Source organism: Pseudoalteromonas sp. SG45-1, assembly GCF_014164135.1.
Taxonomy (GTDB): Bacteria; Pseudomonadota; Gammaproteobacteria; order Enterobacterales; family Alteromonadaceae; genus Pseudoalteromonas; species Pseudoalteromonas distincta.
Genome location: NZ_JACJEP010000010.1, coordinates 1 through 18,310, shown reverse-complemented (window position 1 = coordinate 18,310; position 18,310 = coordinate 1). Strand labels below are relative to the sequence as shown.

At 38.2% G+C, this 18,310-nt stretch carries 20 protein-coding genes; 12 read left to right on the top strand and 8 right to left on the bottom strand.

Annotated elements, in window-relative coordinates; translation table 11 throughout:
- Window positions 1-82: 82 nt before the first annotated feature.
- Window positions 83-250 carry a hypothetical protein gene (locus tag H5117_RS10355; RefSeq protein ID WP_002961566.1) on the bottom strand — a complete coding sequence of 56 codons (168 nt, stop codon included), beginning with the start codon at window positions 248-250 and terminating at the stop codon, window positions 83-85.
- A 371-nt stretch (window positions 251-621) separates the two neighbouring features.
- Here H5117_RS10355 and H5117_RS10350 point away from each other — a divergent pair, with 371 nt between their 5' ends.
- Window positions 622-1,173, top strand: a complete 552-nt coding sequence (locus H5117_RS10350; RefSeq protein WP_182695149.1) for a hypothetical protein — start codon at window positions 622-624, stop codon at window positions 1,171-1,173.
- Here the strand turns inward: H5117_RS10350 and H5117_RS10345 are convergent.
- Window positions 1,170-1,973, bottom strand: a complete 804-nt coding sequence (locus H5117_RS10345; RefSeq protein WP_182737619.1) for a hypothetical protein — start codon at window positions 1,971-1,973, stop codon at window positions 1,170-1,172. The genes H5117_RS10350 and H5117_RS10345 overlap by 4 nt on opposite strands.
- A gap of 188 nt (window positions 1,974-2,161) precedes the next feature.
- Between H5117_RS10345 and icd the strand changes: the two genes are divergently transcribed.
- Window positions 2,162-3,430, top strand: a complete 1,269-nt coding sequence (gene icd, locus H5117_RS10340) for an NADP-dependent isocitrate dehydrogenase (protein ID WP_138488944.1) — start codon at window positions 2,162-2,164, stop codon at window positions 3,428-3,430.
- A gap of 12 nt (window positions 3,431-3,442) precedes the next feature.
- On the opposite strand, the gene H5117_RS10335 is transcribed toward icd, so the two are convergent.
- The 4 genes from H5117_RS10335 to H5117_RS10320 form a co-directional block, all read right to left on the bottom strand.
- Window positions 3,443-3,874: a hypothetical protein gene (locus H5117_RS10335; RefSeq protein WP_002961558.1), complete on the bottom strand. Its 432-nt coding sequence runs from the start codon at window positions 3,872-3,874 to the stop codon at window positions 3,443-3,445.
- 425 nt (window positions 3,875-4,299) lie between these two features.
- Window positions 4,300-4,506: a hypothetical protein gene (locus H5117_RS10330; protein ID WP_007375422.1), complete on the bottom strand. Its 207-nt coding sequence runs from the start codon at window positions 4,504-4,506 to the stop codon at window positions 4,300-4,302.
- 29 nt (window positions 4,507-4,535) lie between these two features.
- Window positions 4,536-4,985: an N-acetyltransferase gene (locus H5117_RS10325; RefSeq protein WP_182720381.1), complete on the bottom strand. Its 450-nt coding sequence runs from the start codon at window positions 4,983-4,985 to the stop codon at window positions 4,536-4,538.
- Between the two features lie 82 nt (window positions 4,986-5,067).
- Window positions 5,068-6,015 carry a LysR family transcriptional regulator gene (locus H5117_RS10320; RefSeq protein WP_182737617.1) on the bottom strand — a complete coding sequence of 316 codons (948 nt, stop codon included), beginning with the start codon at window positions 6,013-6,015 and terminating at the stop codon, window positions 5,068-5,070.
- 380 nt (window positions 6,016-6,395) lie between these two features.
- Between H5117_RS10320 and aceK the strand changes: the two genes are divergently transcribed.
- The 3 genes from aceK to H5117_RS10305 all read left to right on the top strand — a co-directional run bounded on the left by aceK (window position 6,396) and on the right by H5117_RS10305 (window position 9,509).
- On the top strand, window positions 6,396-8,168 hold the full coding sequence (gene aceK, locus H5117_RS10315) for a bifunctional isocitrate dehydrogenase kinase/phosphatase (protein WP_182737615.1): 1,773 nt from the start codon (window positions 6,396-6,398) through the stop codon (window positions 8,166-8,168).
- A gap of 64 nt (window positions 8,169-8,232) precedes the next feature.
- Complete coding sequence (locus tag H5117_RS10310; RefSeq protein ID WP_182737612.1) at window positions 8,233-9,195, top strand: zinc-binding dehydrogenase; 963 nt, start codon at window positions 8,233-8,235, stop codon at window positions 9,193-9,195.
- Between the two features lie 62 nt (window positions 9,196-9,257).
- Window positions 9,258-9,509: a DUF2999 family protein gene (locus H5117_RS10305; protein ID WP_182737610.1), complete on the top strand. Its 252-nt coding sequence runs from the start codon at window positions 9,258-9,260 to the stop codon at window positions 9,507-9,509.
- Between the two features lie 81 nt (window positions 9,510-9,590).
- Here the strand turns inward: H5117_RS10305 and H5117_RS10300 are convergent, their stop codons facing one another.
- Window positions 9,591-10,091, bottom strand: coding sequence for a fasciclin domain-containing protein (locus tag H5117_RS10300; RefSeq protein WP_007582534.1), 501 nt, complete (start codon window positions 10,089-10,091; stop codon window positions 9,591-9,593).
- A 184-nt stretch (window positions 10,092-10,275) separates the two neighbouring features.
- On the opposite strand from H5117_RS10300, the gene lepB reads away from it, so the two are divergent.
- Entirely contained in the window at window positions 10,276-10,926 is a 651-nt protein-coding gene (gene lepB / locus H5117_RS10295) for a signal peptidase I (protein ID WP_182737608.1), read from the top strand.
- Window positions 10,927-11,109: 183 nt separating this feature from the next.
- Here lepB and metG read toward each other — a convergent pair whose 3' ends face one another.
- Entirely contained in the window at window positions 11,110-13,131 is a 2,022-nt protein-coding gene (gene metG / locus H5117_RS10290) for a methionine--tRNA ligase (protein ID WP_024597613.1), read from the bottom strand.
- 187 nt (window positions 13,132-13,318) lie between these two features.
- Here metG and apbC point away from each other — a divergent pair, with 187 nt between their 5' ends.
- From apbC to H5117_RS10260, 6 genes are all read left to right on the top strand, one after another.
- A complete protein-coding gene (apbC, locus tag H5117_RS10285) occupies window positions 13,319-14,395 on the top strand; it encodes an iron-sulfur cluster carrier protein ApbC (RefSeq protein ID WP_182737605.1) in 1,077 nt (358 codons plus the stop codon).
- A gap of 6 nt (window positions 14,396-14,401) precedes the next feature.
- Window positions 14,402-14,989, top strand: coding sequence for a dCTP deaminase (gene dcd, locus H5117_RS10280; RefSeq protein ID WP_182737603.1), 588 nt, complete (start codon window positions 14,402-14,404; stop codon window positions 14,987-14,989).
- Between the two features lie 172 nt (window positions 14,990-15,161).
- On the top strand, window positions 15,162-15,914 hold the full coding sequence (locus H5117_RS10275; RefSeq protein WP_182737601.1) for a hypothetical protein: 753 nt from the start codon (window positions 15,162-15,164) through the stop codon (window positions 15,912-15,914).
- 32 nt (window positions 15,915-15,946) lie between these two features.
- Window positions 15,947-16,699 (top strand): Imm49 family immunity protein, encoded by a 753-nt coding sequence (locus tag H5117_RS10270; protein WP_182737599.1) that lies wholly within the window; start codon window positions 15,947-15,949, stop codon window positions 16,697-16,699.
- Window positions 16,700-16,731: 32 nt separating this feature from the next.
- The gene (locus H5117_RS10265) at window positions 16,732-17,484 is read left to right on the top strand and encodes an Imm49 family immunity protein (RefSeq protein WP_182737597.1); all 753 of its coding nucleotides are present in this window, start codon (window positions 16,732-16,734) and stop codon (window positions 17,482-17,484) included.
- A 32-nt stretch (window positions 17,485-17,516) separates the two neighbouring features.
- Complete coding sequence (locus tag H5117_RS10260) at window positions 17,517-18,269, top strand: immunity 49 family protein (RefSeq protein ID WP_182737595.1); 753 nt, start codon at window positions 17,517-17,519, stop codon at window positions 18,267-18,269.
- Window positions 18,270-18,310: the final 41 nt, after the last annotated feature.

The window sequence follows — 18,310 nt, the reverse complement described above, 5'->3', positions numbered from 1 at the left end:
AAGTAAAATGCCAGCAACAAGGCTGGCATAATATCTTATCAATAATTGCAATAATAGAATGGCAATTAAAGTTATATGTTGCTTAGTTAGCTTTTAGCCACTTAACAAACTGGCGTGCATCACTCGCTTTTTGAAATAATGCATTTTTTAAACCTTGTGTATCACTGAAGATTACACGATGTTTGTTTACTGAAATTGATTGCACTGGATGTGCTATTTGGATCATAGACCCGTTATATTTATAAGACATAATAAAACTCACTTTATTCTTGTTATTTATTCTGCGCTATATTTGTATAGCAAATTGCAGTCAATAAATTAACGATGTTGTGTTTAGCTTCATTACAGTGTTGACGATCTTTATGACACTTTTGCGATGATAGTAAAAAATCATCTCGGTATTATTCAAGGGGTTCTCGCCGTACAATAACTTAGCTTTCAAATATACGTTTTGCGGGGCTTACTGGATCAGGGTAAATGGTTAACCGCGGCGGTTTCTTTAAACCAGAGAGGGAAGGTAACTTATATATAAATTGTGTGCAAGCTATTTATTATAAAAATATTTATAATAAATCTTATCAACTGCTTACAAAGCCCATTTTTAGTTACCAAAGGATAAGTATGAATTACCTAATAGTGAGTGATATTTATGGTTTAACCCCTGCTTTAAGTAAGTTATCACAGGCAATTAGTTCAAATTTAGTGATTGTTGACCCATACAATAACAAGATTCAAGCTATTGAAAGTGAACAAGATAGTTATAATAATTTTATACAGCAGTGTGGCCATGACAAATACACGGACAAACTTCTAGAATGCTTTGAGAGTTTAAAAGTGCCGACCACATGTATTGCGTTTAGCGCAGGGGCAAGTGCAGCATGGCGGGCACAGTTATTAACAGGCAATACACACCTTAAAAAGTTAATTGGCTTTTATCCGTCGCAAATTCGTAATTATTTAGCGTTAGATGCAAATGTACCCTGTGAATTCATATTCCCAGAAAGTGAGAGTCACTTTAATGTTGATGAAGTTATTAAAGCTTTAAGCACCAAAGCGGGTGTTAAGTGCTATAAAACCAATTTTTTGCATGGTTTTATGAACGAGTACTCAACCAATTTTAATGCGCAAGGGCTGGTTGAATATAGTAGCTATATAAAACAGAGCAGCCGTTAAAGCGTGTTTAGCTGCTTTTTATTAATATCAGGAAAATCAGTACGGGTATTATATTTTGCATACAGCGTTGTAAAAATGCTGCTGCCGGATAACTTATCTAACTCTTTTATAAAGGTTTTAGCACTAGAACGAGCGGGTCTACAGCATGTTTGATACTGTTTTATTATACCCGCGACAGATAAACCTTGTTTTTGTAGCTTAAGGTCGGCCTGTGCAAAAAAAGCCGCACCCGTCCAATAAACACGTTGCTGGGCGCGTTGTTTCCACATATCGGCAGAGAGCTTATTAAGTGGCTGTGTTTTAGTTTTGGTTTGCAGGCGGGCACGATCAAATCCTGCATTTAAACGTTGTACAAACTGTGGCTGGGTGATTATACCGCTGTCACGCATTATTACGTTTTGCATATAACTGGCAAAACCTTCGCTTAGCCAAAAACCGGAGTAGGGAAGTAGCGGCAAATATAAATGCGAAAGTTCATGGTATAGCGTCCAATCTTTAGTGAATGCATTTAAACTGGCGTAGCGATCTATATGTAGTTCAATCCCATCGGGGTTATTGCGCTTAACTGTAGCCCAAGGTACAGGCTCAAAAGCAAAGTATTGCGGTTTTAAATAAATAGGCAAAGTGGTTTGCTTTAAAGGCCCCAGTGTATTTTGTGTTTTTTCAACACTTTGATTAATCCATGTAGACACCGTATTTTGAGCATTACTTGAGAGCGAGCTAAGGTTATGTATGACTACTTCAGCGGCTAATACGTTAAAAGAGCTGATTGATAGTAGCAGTACAAAAAAGTATTTCATTAAAATGCTCCACTGTAATTTAATAACTGGTACGCCAGGCTTAATATACAAGACCAACTAAATGGATAAATAATCACGCCTAATTCTTTATTTTTTAAAATGATAGTAACTATAAAAGTACAAATACAGACACCTCTAGCTAAGCATGGTTTAATCAATTAATCGTTATTTTAAGTTAGGTTTTAGCCATGACGTATCAGCATATTCAAGTTCCTGAGCACGGCCAAAATATCACTATTGATGCACAAGGACATTGGCAAATACCGTTAGAACCTATCATTGCTTTTATTGATGGCGATGGCGTGGGGCTGGATGTTATGCCGGTGATGCGCCACGTTGTTGATAGTGCAATTGAGCATTGTTATAAAAGTGCACGGAAAATTCATTGGATGCAAGTTTATAATGGCGAGCAGGCCGCAAAGCTGTATGACGGTGACTGGTTCCCGCAAGAAACAATTAACGCGGTACGTGCCTGCAAAATTGCCATAAAAGGGCCGTTAACCACACCACTGGGTGGTGGCTTTCGATCGCTTAATGTTGCACTCAGGCAAGAAATGGATTTGTTTGTAAATATGCGCACTATAAAAGGCTTTAGCGCACTTCCTTCTCCTTTAAAAAATCCTTTTTTAACAAACATAACAGTGCTTCGTGATAGCAGCGAAGACGTGTACTCAGGTATTGAGTGGCAAGCAGGCAGTGTAGAAAGTGAAAAAATGCTCGATTTTTTATGTGAGGAAATGGGCGTAACCCGCTTAAGGTTTTCACAAGAATGCGGTATTGGTATTAAAAATATATCTAAAGAAGGCTCTGAGCGACTAATGCGCTTTGCCATTAACTATGCACTTAAAAACGATAGTGAATCATTAACGCTAGTGCATAAAGGCAATGTACTTAAATTTACCGATGGGGCATTTAAGCGTTGGGGGTATGCACTTGCACAAAGCGAATTTAATGCCACTGCACATGAAAATGGGCGTTGGCTGCAAATAGAGCGAGTAAATCAAGCACCTCTAATTATTAAAGAAGTTATAGCCGACAACATGCTGCAGCAATGTTTAATGCACCCAGAGCAATTTGATGTAGTGGTGACGACTAATCAAAATGGTGACTTTTTAGCGGATATGCTGAGCGCACAAGTTGGCGGTGTTGGCATAATGCCTGCTGCAAATTTAAATAACGATGTCGCATTTTTTGAGCCTACACACGGCACGTTTGAACGTATAGCAGGGCAAAATAAAGCAAACCCCAGCAGTAGTATTTTAAGTGCGGTATTAATGCTTAAATTTATGGGATGGGACGAGGCCGCATTACTAATAGAAAATGCGTTAGAGCAAACATTTAAAAGCGGTGAAGTAACCTTTGATTTAGCGCAAGAGCAGAGCGATAACTCAAGTATTCATAACTCGACAACCTTAACTTGTACTGGCTTTGCAAAGAAGGTTATCGAGCACTTTTAAACACATTCATTATTAAGCTGCTGAGGCAGTTTTTACTCTGTGCATGCAAGGGCGGTTGGTTAACTGCGCTGCACGATGGTAAATCTCATGTGCTTGAGGTTCATCGCACTGCGTACCACTAAGCGTATCCATTAACGCAACAACAATAATTGCAGGAACCTGGCAGCAATATTCGTCTAAAACGGCTTCTGTCGTTTGTGCATCAACATGGCAAAGTGGGTGGTTTTTAAGTTGGTATGCGTTTAGCAATGTATCCACTTCTAATACATCATTTGGTTGGTGCTTTGTTTTACGGCATTTACAACCAAACTCATCAACTAAAGTAGCTAATGCTTGGTAAGTTTCAGTGGTGTTAGTTTTTGCGCATAACTGCTCTTCAATAAACTGATGTAAGTTAGCATCAATAAATAACCCGTCTTGTTGTGTGAAGCTTGATGTTGTCATAATTATTACTCTTAGTTTGTTGGCTTAACTTCACTCTAGCGCTAAGTGTATTATTAATGAAATTGTTGTTTTCAATAACTGACATTGATTTCATCAATAGTAAGTTTTAAAACTAAATAAAAAAATAGAAAACATACCTAAATTATACTAATTAATTTGGTGCAGAGCGGTAAAAACGTGCACAAAACTGGAACAAGGGGATTAGTTGATGAGTTAAGGTGGATGCTTAGTTAATTGTTTTTATTGAGTTTTAATTGTTTTATGAAGTTGGTACTAAGCTTGCTAATCATACACTGTAGGTAGACTCCTATATCGACGATTTCCAAAAGCGCCATGGTATTTTCCCAAAGTTGAATACCACGGCGCTTTTTTATTTTGAGCATTTATTTTATTTAGTCGTTACAGTAGCAATAACAATAGTAATGTTAAATTTTAATAAAGTAGGGAATAGCCACTAAAATAGCGCCTACAATCAACAGCATGCTCACACTGCTCATAAAATACGGAAATACCAATAGCGATAAACCAATGCAAAGTGGCACTACGGCTTTTTTTCTTCGCCCGTAAGTAAGGTAGCCAATACCAATGCCGCCAAACAAAACACTCCACGCAATTATTGATGCACTATCCATTTGTAAATTACCTATTTTGAAATACTGATTTAAATTACGACCGACATAGCCAGCTTTTCAATACCATGTGAAGGAGTCCATCTTTTAAATTCCACGAAGCCATGCTTTTTATATAAATTTATTGCAGGAGTATTAGCAACCGCAGTCTCCACTATTGCATGAGAAAAATCATCCATCGCTAAAACATAACTTATTAGCTTACTTGCGATACCTTTTTTAAAATGACTAGGATCAACGGTTAAACTACAAATATCTAAACACTCGTTGTTTGTATCTACTTCAATAACGGCTGCTAAACATTCATTTTCGCTGTAGCCATAAAAGGTTGTTTCTGATTTTTTTATACCTCTAATATTACGCGCTAAAGGAGGAAAGTTATGCGCGCCGATCAGTTTAGCCTCTATAGCATAGGACTTTTGAAAGACAGCAAAAATTATATTTGCAGTATCGTTATTCTTATTATTAAGTTTGTTTATCATTATATTCTTCTAATGAAAGTAAAGCTTGGACAGTATGCGCGATAGTAAAATACCTGGTGTTTGATGTGATGAAAATAATAATTTATCTATCTACAATCGTTTTAGCAAACGCTAATAACTCACGCCTTAACCATTGGTGCGCTGGCGCATGGTGTAGCAGTGGGCTCCATATCATTTTTACCTCAATAGGCACTATTTGGAATGGCACCGGGCTGATTACCAAATCAGTATGAGAGGTTAATAACTTAGCTTGCCTGCGCGGTAGGGTGGCAATAAGTTGCTCTGATTGGCAAAGCAGGCTTGCAACCATATAGTGGCGAGTGAAAACTCGTATTTTACGGGTTTGTTCTAGTTGCCAAAGCGCTTCATCTACCCAGCCTAATTTTTGCTTTCCTGATTTATTAGTAACAGCGGCTTCAGGCCCCCAGCCGGCACGATTTACCCAAATATGCTCTTTTTTTAAGTAGTCGTCTAACCCTGATTGTTGTAAAAATGTATTTTTAGGATGGGTTAAACAACAGTAATTATCGCGCCAAACACTGGCTTGATGAAACGAGCGTGGCAGGCCATTAAAGCGGTTTATTGCTAAATCTATAGTGCCTTTTTCCATGTCTTGCAGGTTTATGTCGCTTGGACTTAATACATCAAAATTAATACCGGGATTTTTATTAAGCTGCGCAGTTATAAAAGGGGCTATTAAGGTCGACTCTATGTAGTCATTTGCCATTATTCTAAAGGTAACTTCAGCGGTTGCAGGGTTAAATTGCTCACTAGGCTGCGTAATAGCTTCGGCCATTTTTAAGAGCGCCTCAACTTCAGGCTTTAACGCAAGTGCCTTTGCCGTTGGCGTCATAGAGCCTGCGGCACGCACAAGTAGCGGGTCGTCAAATAAATCGCGCAAACGTTTTAATGCGTTACTCATAGCCGGTTGCGTAAGCGCGAGTTTATTTGCAGCTTTCGACACACTTTTTTCGTCTATTAACACATTTAAATAAACGAGAAGGTTAAGATCGACATTTCTTATATTCATATGGGCGTGTTGGCCTTTCAGGGTTGAAATTTGTTCAATCTAGGGGCGATTTAATCGCGGCGCGAGGTTTGCCACCTAGTGGGCTAAGTAAAAATCGAGCAACAAAGAGTTAATCGTCCCTAGAAAGAACCCTATGGGCAGTGTGTATTTGGCCTTTATGCAGCGTTAAAGTACATTTATGGGGAGCCACCACACTACATGTACTTTGCCTTGCTTATAAACCAAATACACGGCTGCAAAATTAACCTCGAAAGGTCAATACGCCCAATAAATTCTATTTATATGGTTTATTAATTATCTAAATTAAAGCCTGCTTGCTAAGGTGTAAACAATTAATAAAAATAACCGCCATAACTGGCATCAATATAAGTGCTGTATTTATGCAAAATAGGCTAACACATAAATCTAATAATACGCTGCAAAACGTTATTGCCAGTAAGCTTGCACGATCTGTTTTTGCTGGATTTGAGGCGATGTTTTCGCAATTTTTAAATATTACACTGGGTGCACAAAGCCGTTTTGAACAACGACAGTACCATAGTGTGCAAAGTGCTATGCGTGAACGTTTACAAGTGTATGAGCGCGAAGTGAAAAACGTGAGTGAAGCCGTGAGAGTTATTGCTTATGCTGAGCTTACTTGCCCGCAAACGTGGCAGTTAGCTAAAAATATTTACGGCGATATGGTAGAAAATCACGAAAACAAACCTATTGCGCATACTTTTTTTAATTCAACGTTTGGCGCAATTTGGGACGATAAAAAAATTCGTACTGTGCATTTGTTTGTATTAAAAGCAAAGTATCGTAGTGAGCCGCGCTCTTATGAAAGCTTAGTGAGCAGGGTATCGCTACATAATGGGTTTAATAACGCCGTTAAAACGCTTATCACTAATCAAGTATTTAGAGTGCCGTTTAGTCATTTAGAACTTGATGTAGCCACATTACAAAGTACGTTAATGCAAGGCGCTAAGCAGCAATGCAAACAGGTGTACGAACTTATAAATTTAAACGACGGTTATATTGAATACGCCAACTCATTATTTTTTAGAAACAAAGCCTGTTATTTAATTGGGCGCTGCATTGCTAAAAATGGCGACAATATGCCTTTTGCTATCGCTATTTTAAATACCGATGAGGGACTAAAGCTTGATGCTGTAATGATGGGCGCCGATCAATTAAGTTTATTATTTGGCTTTGCACGCACCTATTTTATGGTTGATACCGATAAGCCCGCACGTTATGTAGATTACCTAAGTGTATTAATGCCACACAAACAACGCTTTGAGTTATTTAACGCCATTGGTTTTATAAAGCACGCCAAAACTGAGTTTTATCGGTATAAGGTCGATACGACTAAAAATAGCCCAGCCAACTTCAAGTATGTTAAAGCGCCAGGGACGCCAGGTATGGTAATGCTGGTATTTACTATTGAAGGGCTAGATTACGTTTATAAAGTAATTAAAGACAAATTTAGTGCGCCAAAAACAGCCACCAAAGCACAAGTGATAGACAAGTATAACTTTGTAAAACAAGCCGATAGGGTTGGTCGTTTGGTAGATACGCACGAGTTTAGATATTTAGCGTTCGATTTAAGCCGTTTTAGTGATGAATTGCTTGAGCAGATGAAAAACCAAATTGGTAGCAGTATGGTTATATCGGGTAAGGCACTCATTTTAAAGCACGTTTATGTTGAGCGTAAAATGACCCCGCTTAATTTATATATTAACCAATGCGATAACAAAACCTTAGAGAGCGTGATGCATGACTACGGTAAAGCAATTAAAGAGTTAGCGGGCGCTAATATATTTCCGGGCGACATGCTAATGAAAAACTTTGGCGTAACGCGATGGGGACGAGTGGTGTTTTACGATTTTGACGAAATTTGCCCGCTTACCGATTGCAACTTTAGAGAGGTTCCACAAACCCAAAATGCACTTGAAGAGCTAAGTAGTAACTCGTATTTTGATATAGCTGAAAACGATATATTTCCGAGCCAATTTAAGGTGTTTTTTAGTGCCAACGAGGTTGCGTTTAATTATTTTAATAATGAGCACAGTAACTTGTTTTTAGCGACGTTCTGGCAGGATTGTCAGCAACAAGTACATAATGGTTATCTACCCGATGTTTATCCTTATAAACAAAGTTGGCGCTTTTGAGGTTGTTTGAATCTGTGTTCATCCCCATCTATATGTTATTACAGTTTTTAAACTTGGAGCAACAATGAAATATATTTCTCATAAAGATGGCAACCTTGCATTTAGTGAAACCGAAAAGCCGGTTTTAAAGAGCCATGAAGTACTTGTTAAAGTTGCAGCAATAGGTGTAAACCGTGCAGACAGTATGCAGCGCCAAGGTAAATACCCGGCCCCTGCGGGAGATAGCCCTATTTTAGGTTTAGAATGTGCGGGTACAGTTACTGAGCTTGGAAAAGATGTAGATAAAAGCTGGCTAAACAAGCGTATTTTTACATTGTGCTCTGGTGGTGCTTATAGCGAATATGTAGCAGTTGATGCAAAACAGCTTATGGAATTACCCGATGATGTAACAATGGCTGAAGGCGCTGCAATAAGCGAAGTGTATTTAACGGCATTTGGCGCGTTATTTGAGCTTGGTAAATTACAAAAAGGGCAAACAGCGCTTATTCATGCAGGTGCTAGTGGTGTGGGCGGTGCAGCAATTCAAATGGCTAAAAGCGCAGGTGCTACCGTAGTTATTACTGCCGGTACGGATGATAAATGCCAACACGCAAAAGAACTCGGTGCCGATCATGCAATTAACTACAAAACCACTGACTTTGTAGAATATATGAAAGCAAATGAGTTAACAGCAAATGCAATTGTAGATCCTGTTTCGGGTAGTTACTTAAATAAAAATGCCGCTATTGCAGCCATGGATTGCCAAATTGTGATGCTTGCATTTTTAGATGGACGTTTTGCAGAGGTTGATTTTGCGGCGCTTTTACAAAAGCGTATTTCGTTTCATGCCTCAACGCTTAGAAATCGTAGTATTGAGTTTAAACGTCAGGTGCGCGACGACTTTGTAGCGCGTTTTTACAATGATATTGCCACTAAAAAGTACGACTTTAACTTGTATAAAACATTGCCTTGGAGCGACGCAAACGAAGCCCATGCTATTTTAGAGCGTAATGAAAACGCAGGAAAAGTGGTTTTACTTGTAGAGTAACTCTTTAATTTTAGGGTTTAGCCCATATACTAAGCCCTATAAAAAACACTTAAGGTTTAATAATGAATCCAATACTAGCAATACTTAAAGAGCACAATGTAAGCGACGAAAAAGTAAAAGCATTGTTTGAAGCGTTTACTCAAAACCCAATGATGGCAATGGCGCTTGTTCAAGAGCTTGGTATTCCGCCAAAAAAGCTACAGCAACTAATGGCAGTCGTGATGACTCAACCGCATCTTATTAAAGAAGCGACTGACGAACTTGGTTTAGATTTTGAAAAAGTAAAAGAAGCGAAAGAAAAACTAAATCAATAATTTGTTATGTCATGAAACAAAAATAAAAAAAAAAGCATAAGTATTTACTTATGCTTTTTTAGTTGGCTTATTCTTTTATGACTACTCTTTTGGAAGTAGTACGGTGTCGATAACATGAATTACGCCGTTGCTTGCTTTTACATCAGCTTTTACAACTTTAGCGTCATTTATCATTACGCCCATGCTGTCGGCTTTAACCATAACTGATTGGCCTTGTAGTGTTTTCGCACTATCTACCTTCATTACATCGGCTGCCATCACTTTTCCAGACACTACGTGATAAGTTAATACCGCCGTTAGCTTATCTTTGTTTTCAGGCTTGAGTAACATTTCTACAGTGCCTTCAGGTAATTTAGAAAATGCAGCATCTGTTGGTGCAAAAATAGTAAAGGGTCCTTTACCTTGCAGTGTTTCAACTAAACCTGCGGCTTTAACAGCAGCAACAAGAGTAGTGAACGAACCATTTTCAACGGCTACTTCAACAACGTCTTTTTTCATACCATGATGATCGGCATAAGCCATTGTAGTAAATCCAAGGCTTGCAGTTGTAAACAATAATGCAGTAGTAATTTTCTTAAACATTTTATTTTTCCTTTAAGTTAATACCCGTTGGTTTCGTTAAATGTTACGACGCTCTAAATTTAATCGATCAATTAAAATTAGTAGTCAACATGTTTTGTTACATCATTGATTGAACTGCAGCTAAATAGCAAAGTCATATAAACAGTTACTTAATTAAAGACTTGTTCAATTGAAGGGAATAGGCATGAAATTAGTTTATAAGTTTTGGAAAAACAACCGCTCTCTTATCGTATTTATTGCACTAATGAGCGTATTTAGAAGCGCTGTAGCCGATTGGTACGAAGTGCCAACAGGCTCTATGAAGCCAACAATTCAAGAAGGTGACAGAATACTTACCGATAAAATGGCCTACGATATTCGTGTCCCATTTACGCATATAAAACTACTTAAACTAGCGGACCCACAAACCGGTGATATTATTGTTTTTGACTCACAAGCTGCCGATAACCGTTTAATTAAACGTGTAATTGGTGTGCCAGGAGACACCGTTGCGCTTGAAAATAATGAGCTCATTATTAATGGTAAAAAACTTAATTATGCAGATCAGCAAAGCAACATAGACTCGCTTGATAAAATCGAAGATTTAAACGGGTTAGCGCATTCGATAAGAGTGGCAAATATTCCTTCACGTTTATCGGGCTTTGACGCAATTACAATTCCTGATGATTATTATTTAGCAATGGGCGATAACCGCGACAATAGCGCTGACTCGCGTGTAATAGGTTTAATTCCGCGTAATGAGTTATTAGGAAAAGCAGAGCGCGTTATAGTGCCTCTTGATTACGATAACTATTACTTACCAAGAAAAGACCGCGTATTGAAAAAGCTCAATTAAATAAGATAATTAATTTTAGAGTTAAAATATAACTGCCTATTTAGGCAGTTTACTTATATATTTTTTTACAAGCTTGGTAAGAACACTACGCTCTTGTTCGGTATTTAATATACGACTAAACATTACTTTAGCCCATAAAAAAACCGCTGACATATCAGCGGTTTTTTTATTGTATGAATAATATTACATTACGCGCATACCAGGCTCTGAGCCGTCATCTGGGTTAAGAATATAAATTTCTTTTCCGCCAGGGCCTGCTGCCAATACCATGCCTTCAGACATACCAAAGCGCATTTTACGAGGCTTAAGGTTAGCAACCATAACGGTTAGCTTGCCTTCGATATCCTCAGGTGCATAAGCTGATTTAATACCCGCAAACACTTGGCGAGTTTCGCCGCCTAAATCAAGTGTTAGCTTAAGTAGTTTATCTGCGCCTTCTACGTGCTCTGCTTTAGCAATTTTAGCTACGCGTAGGTCTACTTTTGCAAAATCATCGAACTCAATCTCGTCGCTAATTGGCTCTTTTGCAAGTGGGCTGTTAGGGTCAATTGTTACTTTTGGTGCTAAGCTTTCTTTAGATTCTTCAACCATTTTGTTCACTTTATCCATTTCAACACGTTGCATTAACGGTTTAAATTTATTGATAGGGTGGCTTACTAGTGCATTTTGAACGCCGTCCCATGCAAGGTCGTCATTTAAAAACGCTTGTACGTTGTCTGCCATTCCTGGTAGCACGGGTTTTAAGTAAGTAATTAAAACGCGGAACAAGTTAAGACCAAGAGAACACACTTCGTGTGCTTCTTGTTGCTTAGTTTCGTCTTTAATTAATACCCAAGGTGCTGCGCCATCAATAAATTGGTTTGCTTTGTCGGCAAGCGCCATTATTTCGCGAATTGCGCGGCTGTAATCGCGGTTCTCGTAGTGTGTTGTAATGCTAGGTGCAGCAGCTTGAAACTCTGCTAACAGCTCTGGTTGCATAATAGTGTTGCTTAGCTTGCCATCAAACTTTTTAGTAATAAAGCCAGCACAACGGCTCGCTATGTTGACTACTTTACCTACTAGGTCTGAATTTACGCGCTGTGCAAAGTCTTCTAGGTTTAAATCCAGATCAACAATACCGCTGCTTAATTTTGCTGCGTAGTAGTAACGTAAGTATTCTGGGTTTAAGTTATCTAAATAAGTACGCGCTTTAATAAACGTACCCTTTGATTTAGACATTTTTTCGCCATTCACAGTTACAAAACCATGAGCGAATACGTTAGTTGGCTTTCTAAAATTAGCGCCTTCTAGCATTGCTGGCCAAAATAAGCTGTGGAAGTAGATAATGTCTTTACCAATAAAGTGATAAAGCTCTGCGTCTGAACCTTCAGCCCAAAACGCATCAAAGTCGAGGCCTTTTTCGTCACATAGGTTTTTAAAACTCGCCATGTAACCAATAGGTGCATCTAACCAAACGTAAAAATATTTGCCTGGTGCATTTGGGATTTCAAAACCAAAATAAGGTGCGTCACGGCTAATATCCCACTGTTGCAAGCCATCGGTAAACCATTCGTCTAGCTTGTTAGCCATTTCTTGTTGAATAGTTCCCGAGTGTAACCACTCTTTTAGCATGCCTTCAAATGCTGGCAGGTCAAAAAAGTAATGCTCAGAATCTTTAAGTACAGGCTCAGCACCTGACATTACAGAACGCGGGTTAATAAGTTCGGTAGGGCTGTATGTAGCACCACACGAATCACAGCTATCGCCGTTTTGGTTTTCAGACTTACACGTCGGGCAAGTACCTGTTACAAAGCGGTCTGGTAAGAAAATACCTTTTTCTGGATCAAATAATTGCGAAATAGTGTGCTTTTTAATATGACCGGCATCGTTTAGGCGGTTATAAATAAGTTCGCTTAATTCTTTGTTTTCTTGGCTGTGGGTGCTGTGGTAGTTATCAAATTTGATATTAAAGTCAGCAAAGTCGCGTTGGCGCTCTATGCTCACTTGTTTTACCATTTCTTCAGGCGTGATCCCTTGCTTTTGCGCATTAAGCATAATTGGCGTGCCGTGGGCATCGTCTGCGCAAACATAATAAGCTTCGTGGCCTTGTAGTTTTTGAAAACGTGACCAAATATCAGTTTGAATATATTCCAATAAATGACCTAGGTGAGTAGGGCCATTTGCATAAGGTAATGCGCTGGTAATCAGGATCTTTCGCTGCGTCATAATCATTCCGAATTGAGGATAAAACGCCGTTTTTATTATACAAACGGCAATTATCATTAATTTATCTACAAGCTATCTGCTTAGAGTGCGCACAGCTTATGGATTTTTATTAATTGACTGGTGTTAATGCCCTGAATGTTACATAATTCCGTGGCACTTTTCATCAAAGAAACGCTATTTAATTGCTATGTTTGGACTGTCGAAACTATTCTCTTCTAAATCGGTGCAAAAACAACCGATTATAACTGCCTTAGCGGCATATCGTAGTGCGGCTTTTGCCGTCGGTATTGACGAAAGCTTCATTGATACTATTACTCAAAATGACGATAAATCACTACAAATCAAATTAACTCTGCCATTTGCTGGGCAATCAGAAATGCCTTTAGTTGAGCAACACGTAAGTGAAAGCTTAAATGTGCCTGTAACAATTAGCGCCAAGGTTATCATTAAAGAGGCGGCTAAGTTTAAAGCGATTAAACATATTGTACTTATTGCCTCAGGCAAAGGTGGGGTAGGTAAGTCGACTACTGCTGTTAACTTGGCAGGCGCGCTTAAAAATGAAGGCGCAAAGGTGGGTATTTTAGATGCTGACATTTATGGCCCATCTATCCCAATGCTTTTAGGATTAGTGGGCGCAGAGCCCGTCACTAAAGATAACAAACAGCTACAGCCTTTTGATGCAAATGGCATTAAAGCGCAGTCAATTGGCTTTTTAGTTCCAAGCGATGATGCCACGGTGTGGCGCGGGCCAATGGCGTCAGGCGCGCTGAGCCAGTTACTTAACGAAACCGATTGGGGCGAGCTTGACTACTTAATTGTTGATATGCCACCGGGCACCGGTGATATTCAGCTTACAATGAGCCAAAAAGTACCCGCTAGCGGCACCGTTATTGTCACTACACCGCAAGATTTAGCGCTAGCCGATGCGCAAAAAGGCATTGCTATGTTTAATAAAGTAAACGTACCGGTGCTTGGCTTAATAGAAAATATGAGCCACTACATTTGTACTCACTGTGGTGAAGCTAACCACGTTTTTGGTAAAGACGGTGCACAAAAACTGGCGCATAAGCACGGCGTGCCTGTACTTAGCCATATTCCACTTGCAATAGATATACGCGAGTATTCTGAGCAAGGTAAACTTATTGCAAGCGATAACGATGCCGCAATAAGCAAAACATACAGCGCAGCAGCAAGGTTAATAGCCAGCACGCTTTATTATCAACAGCATCACAATGCAATTGAAATTGTGATTACGGAAGATTAATAAATAATGAGACTTTCAGACACACATATTAAAGAATACTTAAGCGATGGCCGCATAGTTATTGAGCCTGCACCAACGAGCGAGATGATTTCAGGTGTAACGGCCGATTTACGCTTGGGTAATAAATTTAGAACGTTTAATGCGCATAACGCGGCATACGTCGATTTAAGTGGTCCAAAAGATCAGTTAAATAAGGCCATGGAATCGATCATGAGTGAAGAAATAGTGCTTGATGAAGGTGAAGCATTCTTTTTACACCCAGGTGAACTTGCACTAGCTATTACCCATGAAAAAGTAACTCTACCAGCAGATATAGTAGGTTGGTTAGATGGACGCTCATCGCTTGCGCGTTTGGGTTTAATGGTGCATGTAACCGCGCATCGAATAGACCCAGGCTGGAGCGGCAATATTGTTTTAGAGTTTTACAACTCAGGTAAATTACCACTGGCACTACGCCCACTGATGAAAATTGGTGCTATGAGCTTTGAAATGTTATCGGGCCCGTGTGAAAACCCATACAATATTCGTAAAGATGCAAAATACAAAGATCAAAGTAGTGCGGTAGCAAGTCGTATTAGTGATGATAATAGCTAAAAAAATTTAAGCGCTTTCGGCTAGTATTTCAAATTGCAAAGTTAACATGCTTTAACTTTGCTCACACCTACTCTTACTCTTAAAATTAACTCCCTTATTGTTTTATTTAAATTAAATACTTGCATTTAGGTTGTATTAATAAACTTTATTATCATTATGTTCAGGGATGAAAATGCTAAAACTTAATAATTATGATTTCGAATTTGAAGAACTTTTTGAAGAATCGCCTATTACAATAGAGATAAGACTGAGGCATATGAGTGAGCAATCTGTTGAGGTTGATATCAAAAAGAGGGCTTGTTGGGTTCTTTCTGAGCAATATCAAGAGCTTGCATGCGCATACTACGTTTTAGAAAACTACGCCGAGGCAAAGCTTTACTTAAAAAAAGCAGCGCCGTTTGCTTATTTAACAGGCTTTGACTCAGAACTAAAAGGACACAACAATGAGTGGACAATCCAAGGTGAGTTAAATGTCGCTCTGTTGTTCGGTGATGACTCAATAATAAGCAAGTTACGAGCTCATGCTGATGACTTTACAACCAGCAGCGTGACTAAAAAAGCTATTTTTTTATATGATCACTTACTAATAAAAATAGGCACAGGTAAAGTACCGCCGGAAGAAGAAATTGAAAATGCACTTAATGAGGCTAAATCAACTAAAGATAAAGATGTACAACAATGCATTGTTCCGCTTATTGAGGCGATTAAAGGTCTTTCCATTGGCGATGATTTATTATGGCAATCAAGCATTGACAAAGTAATTGCGTGGCACATTGATGAGTGTAAATACGGTGACTTCAAAGAAGATGGAAATGCGGTTATGTCATTAAATGCGCTTAGTATGGCTAAATTGGGTAAAGATATGCATGGTTGGCAGTGTAAAACTGATTCACTCTATTTACCGTTATATTTAATTGACTGCTAAATGCATTTTAGATTTACGTTCAAGGAATAAGAATGTTAAAACTTAATAATTATGATTTCGAATTTGAAGAACTTTTTGAAGATGCACCTATGTTTATTGATGTTAGGCTTGCTGATATTAACGATACTTTAGCTCCTCAAAAAGATAAAAAAGACGCTGCGAGAATACTTTCCGGAGAATATCAAGAGCTTGCATACGCATACTACGTTTTAGAAAACTATAAGGAAGCAAAACTATACTTAAAAAAAGCAGCACCATTTACTTACTTAAGCAGCTTTGACCCTGAGCTTAAAAATGTATTTGGTGATTGGAATATCCAGCATCGAATTAACTTAGTGATATTATTTGGTGATGTGGCGACAAAACAAAAACTGAAAACGGTTGGTTGGAGTTTACCTACTGATAATATTATACATCAGGCTTGTTATTTATATGATCATTTACTGATAAAAATAGGCACAGGTAAAGTACTGCCGGTAGAAGAAATTGAAAATGCGCTTACTGAGGCTAAAGCAACTAAAGATAAAGATGTACAGCAATGCATTGTTCCGCTTATTGAGGCCATTAAAGGCCTTACCAATGGCGATGATTATTTATGGCAATCAAGCATAGACAAAGTCATTGCGTGGCACGCTGATGAGTGTAAATACGGTGATTTCAAAGAAGATGGAAATGCGGTCATGTCATTAAATGCGCTTAGTATGGCTAAATTAGGTAAAGATATGCATGGTTGGCAGTGTAAAACTGATTCACTCTATTTACCGTTATTTTTAATAGACCAATAAAGACGTTTTATATTTAAGTTCAAGGAATAAGAATGTTAAAACTTAATAATTATAACTTTGAATTTGAAAAGCTTTTTAGAAAAGCACCTATAACTATTGAAATTAGATTAGCTGATATGGACAACAGGCAGACTCCTCTTGAAGAAAAGCAGGATGCGGCATGGATCCTTTCTTATAAATATCAAGATCTAGCATATGCGCATTATGTTTTAGAAAATTACACCGAGGCAAAACTTTACTTAAAAAAAGCAGCGCCATTTTCTTATTTAACAGGTTTTGACCCGGAAATTAAAGAGTATAACAATGAGTGGACTATTCAAGGAGAGTTAAATGTCGCTTTGTTGTTTGGAGATGAATCAATAATAAACAAATTACGTGAACATGCTGATGGCTTTACAACCAGCAGCGTGACAAAGAAAGCTATCTTTTTATATGATCATCTATTAATTAAAATTGGCACAGGTAAAGTACTGCCGGAAGAAGAAATTGAAAATGCGCTTACTGAGGCTAAATTAACTAAAGATAAAGATGTACAACAATGCATTGTTCCTCTTATTGAGGCCATTAAAGGCCTTACCAATGGCGATGATTATTTATGGCAATCAAGCATAGACAAAGTTATTGCGTGGCACGCTGATGAGTGTAAATACGGTGACTTCAAAGAAGATGGAAATGCAGTCATGTCATTAAATGCGCTTAGCATGGCTAAATTGGGTAAAGATATGCATGGCTGGCAATGTAAAACTGATTCACTCTATTTACCGTTATATTTAATAGACTGCTAAATGCATTTTAGATTTACGTTCAAGGAATAAGAATGTTAAAACTTAATAATTATGATTTCGAATTTGAAGAGCTTTTTGAAGATTCACCTATGGTAATTGAGGTCAGGCTTGCTGATATTAACGATCCGTTAGCTTCTCAAGAAGATAAAGAAGAAGCAGCACAAATACTTTCTGAAGAGTACCAAGAGTTGGCATATGCACACTACGTTTTAGAAGATTATGAAGAAGCTAAGTGTTATTTAAAAAAAGCAGCGCAATTCGCGTATTTAACAGGCTTTGATCCTGAATTAAAAGGACACAACAACGAATGGACAATTCAAGGTGAGTTAAATGTTGCTTTGTTGTTTGGTGATGACTCAATAATAAGTAAATTACGTGAATATGCAGATGGTTTTACAACCAGCAGCGTGACTAAAAAAGCTATTTTTTTATATGATCACTTACTAATTAAAATAGGCACAGGTAAAGTACTGCCGGAAGAAGAAATTGAAAATGCGCTTACTGAGGCTAAATCAACTAAAGATAAGGATGTGCAACAATGCATTGCTCCGCTTATTGAGGCGATTAAAGGTCTTACTATTGGTGATGATTTATTATGGCAATCAAGCATTGACAAAGTAATTGCATGGCACGCTGATGAGTGTAAATACGGTGACTTCAAAGAAGATGGAAATGCGGTTATGTCATTAAATGCGCTTAGCATGGCTAAATTGGGCAAAGATATGCATGGCTGGCAGTGTAAAACTGATTCACTTTATTTACCGTTATATTTAATTAATGATTAAATCTATCACCACTAATTTTAAGAGGTAATGATGAGTAGTGT

Coding starts and splice junctions, on each gene's coding strand:
- H5117_RS10355 (WP_002961566.1), bottom strand. CDS start 250: ATGTCTTATAAATATAACGGGTCTATGATCCAAATAGCACATCCAGTG.
- H5117_RS10350 (WP_182695149.1), top strand. CDS start 622: ATGAATTACCTAATAGTGAGTGATATTTATGGTTTAACCCCTGCTTTA.
- H5117_RS10345 (WP_182737619.1), bottom strand. CDS start 1,973: ATGAAATACTTTTTTGTACTGCTACTATCAATCAGCTCTTTTAACGTA.
- icd (WP_138488944.1), top strand. CDS start 2,162: ATGACGTATCAGCATATTCAAGTTCCTGAGCACGGCCAAAATATCACT.
- H5117_RS10335 (WP_002961558.1), bottom strand. CDS start 3,874: ATGACAACATCAAGCTTCACACAACAAGACGGGTTATTTATTGATGCT.
- H5117_RS10330 (WP_007375422.1), bottom strand. CDS start 4,506: ATGGATAGTGCATCAATAATTGCGTGGAGTGTTTTGTTTGGCGGCATT.
- H5117_RS10325 (WP_182720381.1), bottom strand. CDS start 4,985: ATGATAAACAAACTTAATAATAAGAATAACGATACTGCAAATATAATT.
- H5117_RS10320 (WP_182737617.1), bottom strand. CDS start 6,015: ATGAATATAAGAAATGTCGATCTTAACCTTCTCGTTTATTTAAATGTG.
- aceK (WP_182737615.1), top strand. CDS start 6,396: ATGCAAAATAGGCTAACACATAAATCTAATAATACGCTGCAAAACGTT.
- H5117_RS10310 (WP_182737612.1), top strand. CDS start 8,233: ATGAAATATATTTCTCATAAAGATGGCAACCTTGCATTTAGTGAAACC.
- H5117_RS10305 (WP_182737610.1), top strand. CDS start 9,258: ATGAATCCAATACTAGCAATACTTAAAGAGCACAATGTAAGCGACGAA.
- H5117_RS10300 (WP_007582534.1), bottom strand. CDS start 10,091: ATGTTTAAGAAAATTACTACTGCATTATTGTTTACAACTGCAAGCCTT.
- lepB (WP_182737608.1), top strand. CDS start 10,276: ATGAAATTAGTTTATAAGTTTTGGAAAAACAACCGCTCTCTTATCGTA.
- metG (WP_024597613.1), bottom strand. CDS start 13,131: ATGACGCAGCGAAAGATCCTGATTACCAGCGCATTACCTTATGCAAAT.
- apbC (WP_182737605.1), top strand. CDS start 13,319: ATGTTTGGACTGTCGAAACTATTCTCTTCTAAATCGGTGCAAAAACAA.
- dcd (WP_182737603.1), top strand. CDS start 14,402: ATGAGACTTTCAGACACACATATTAAAGAATACTTAAGCGATGGCCGC.
- H5117_RS10275 (WP_182737601.1), top strand. CDS start 15,162: ATGCTAAAACTTAATAATTATGATTTCGAATTTGAAGAACTTTTTGAA.
- H5117_RS10270 (WP_182737599.1), top strand. CDS start 15,947: ATGTTAAAACTTAATAATTATGATTTCGAATTTGAAGAACTTTTTGAA.
- H5117_RS10265 (WP_182737597.1), top strand. CDS start 16,732: ATGTTAAAACTTAATAATTATAACTTTGAATTTGAAAAGCTTTTTAGA.
- H5117_RS10260 (WP_182737595.1), top strand. CDS start 17,517: ATGTTAAAACTTAATAATTATGATTTCGAATTTGAAGAGCTTTTTGAA.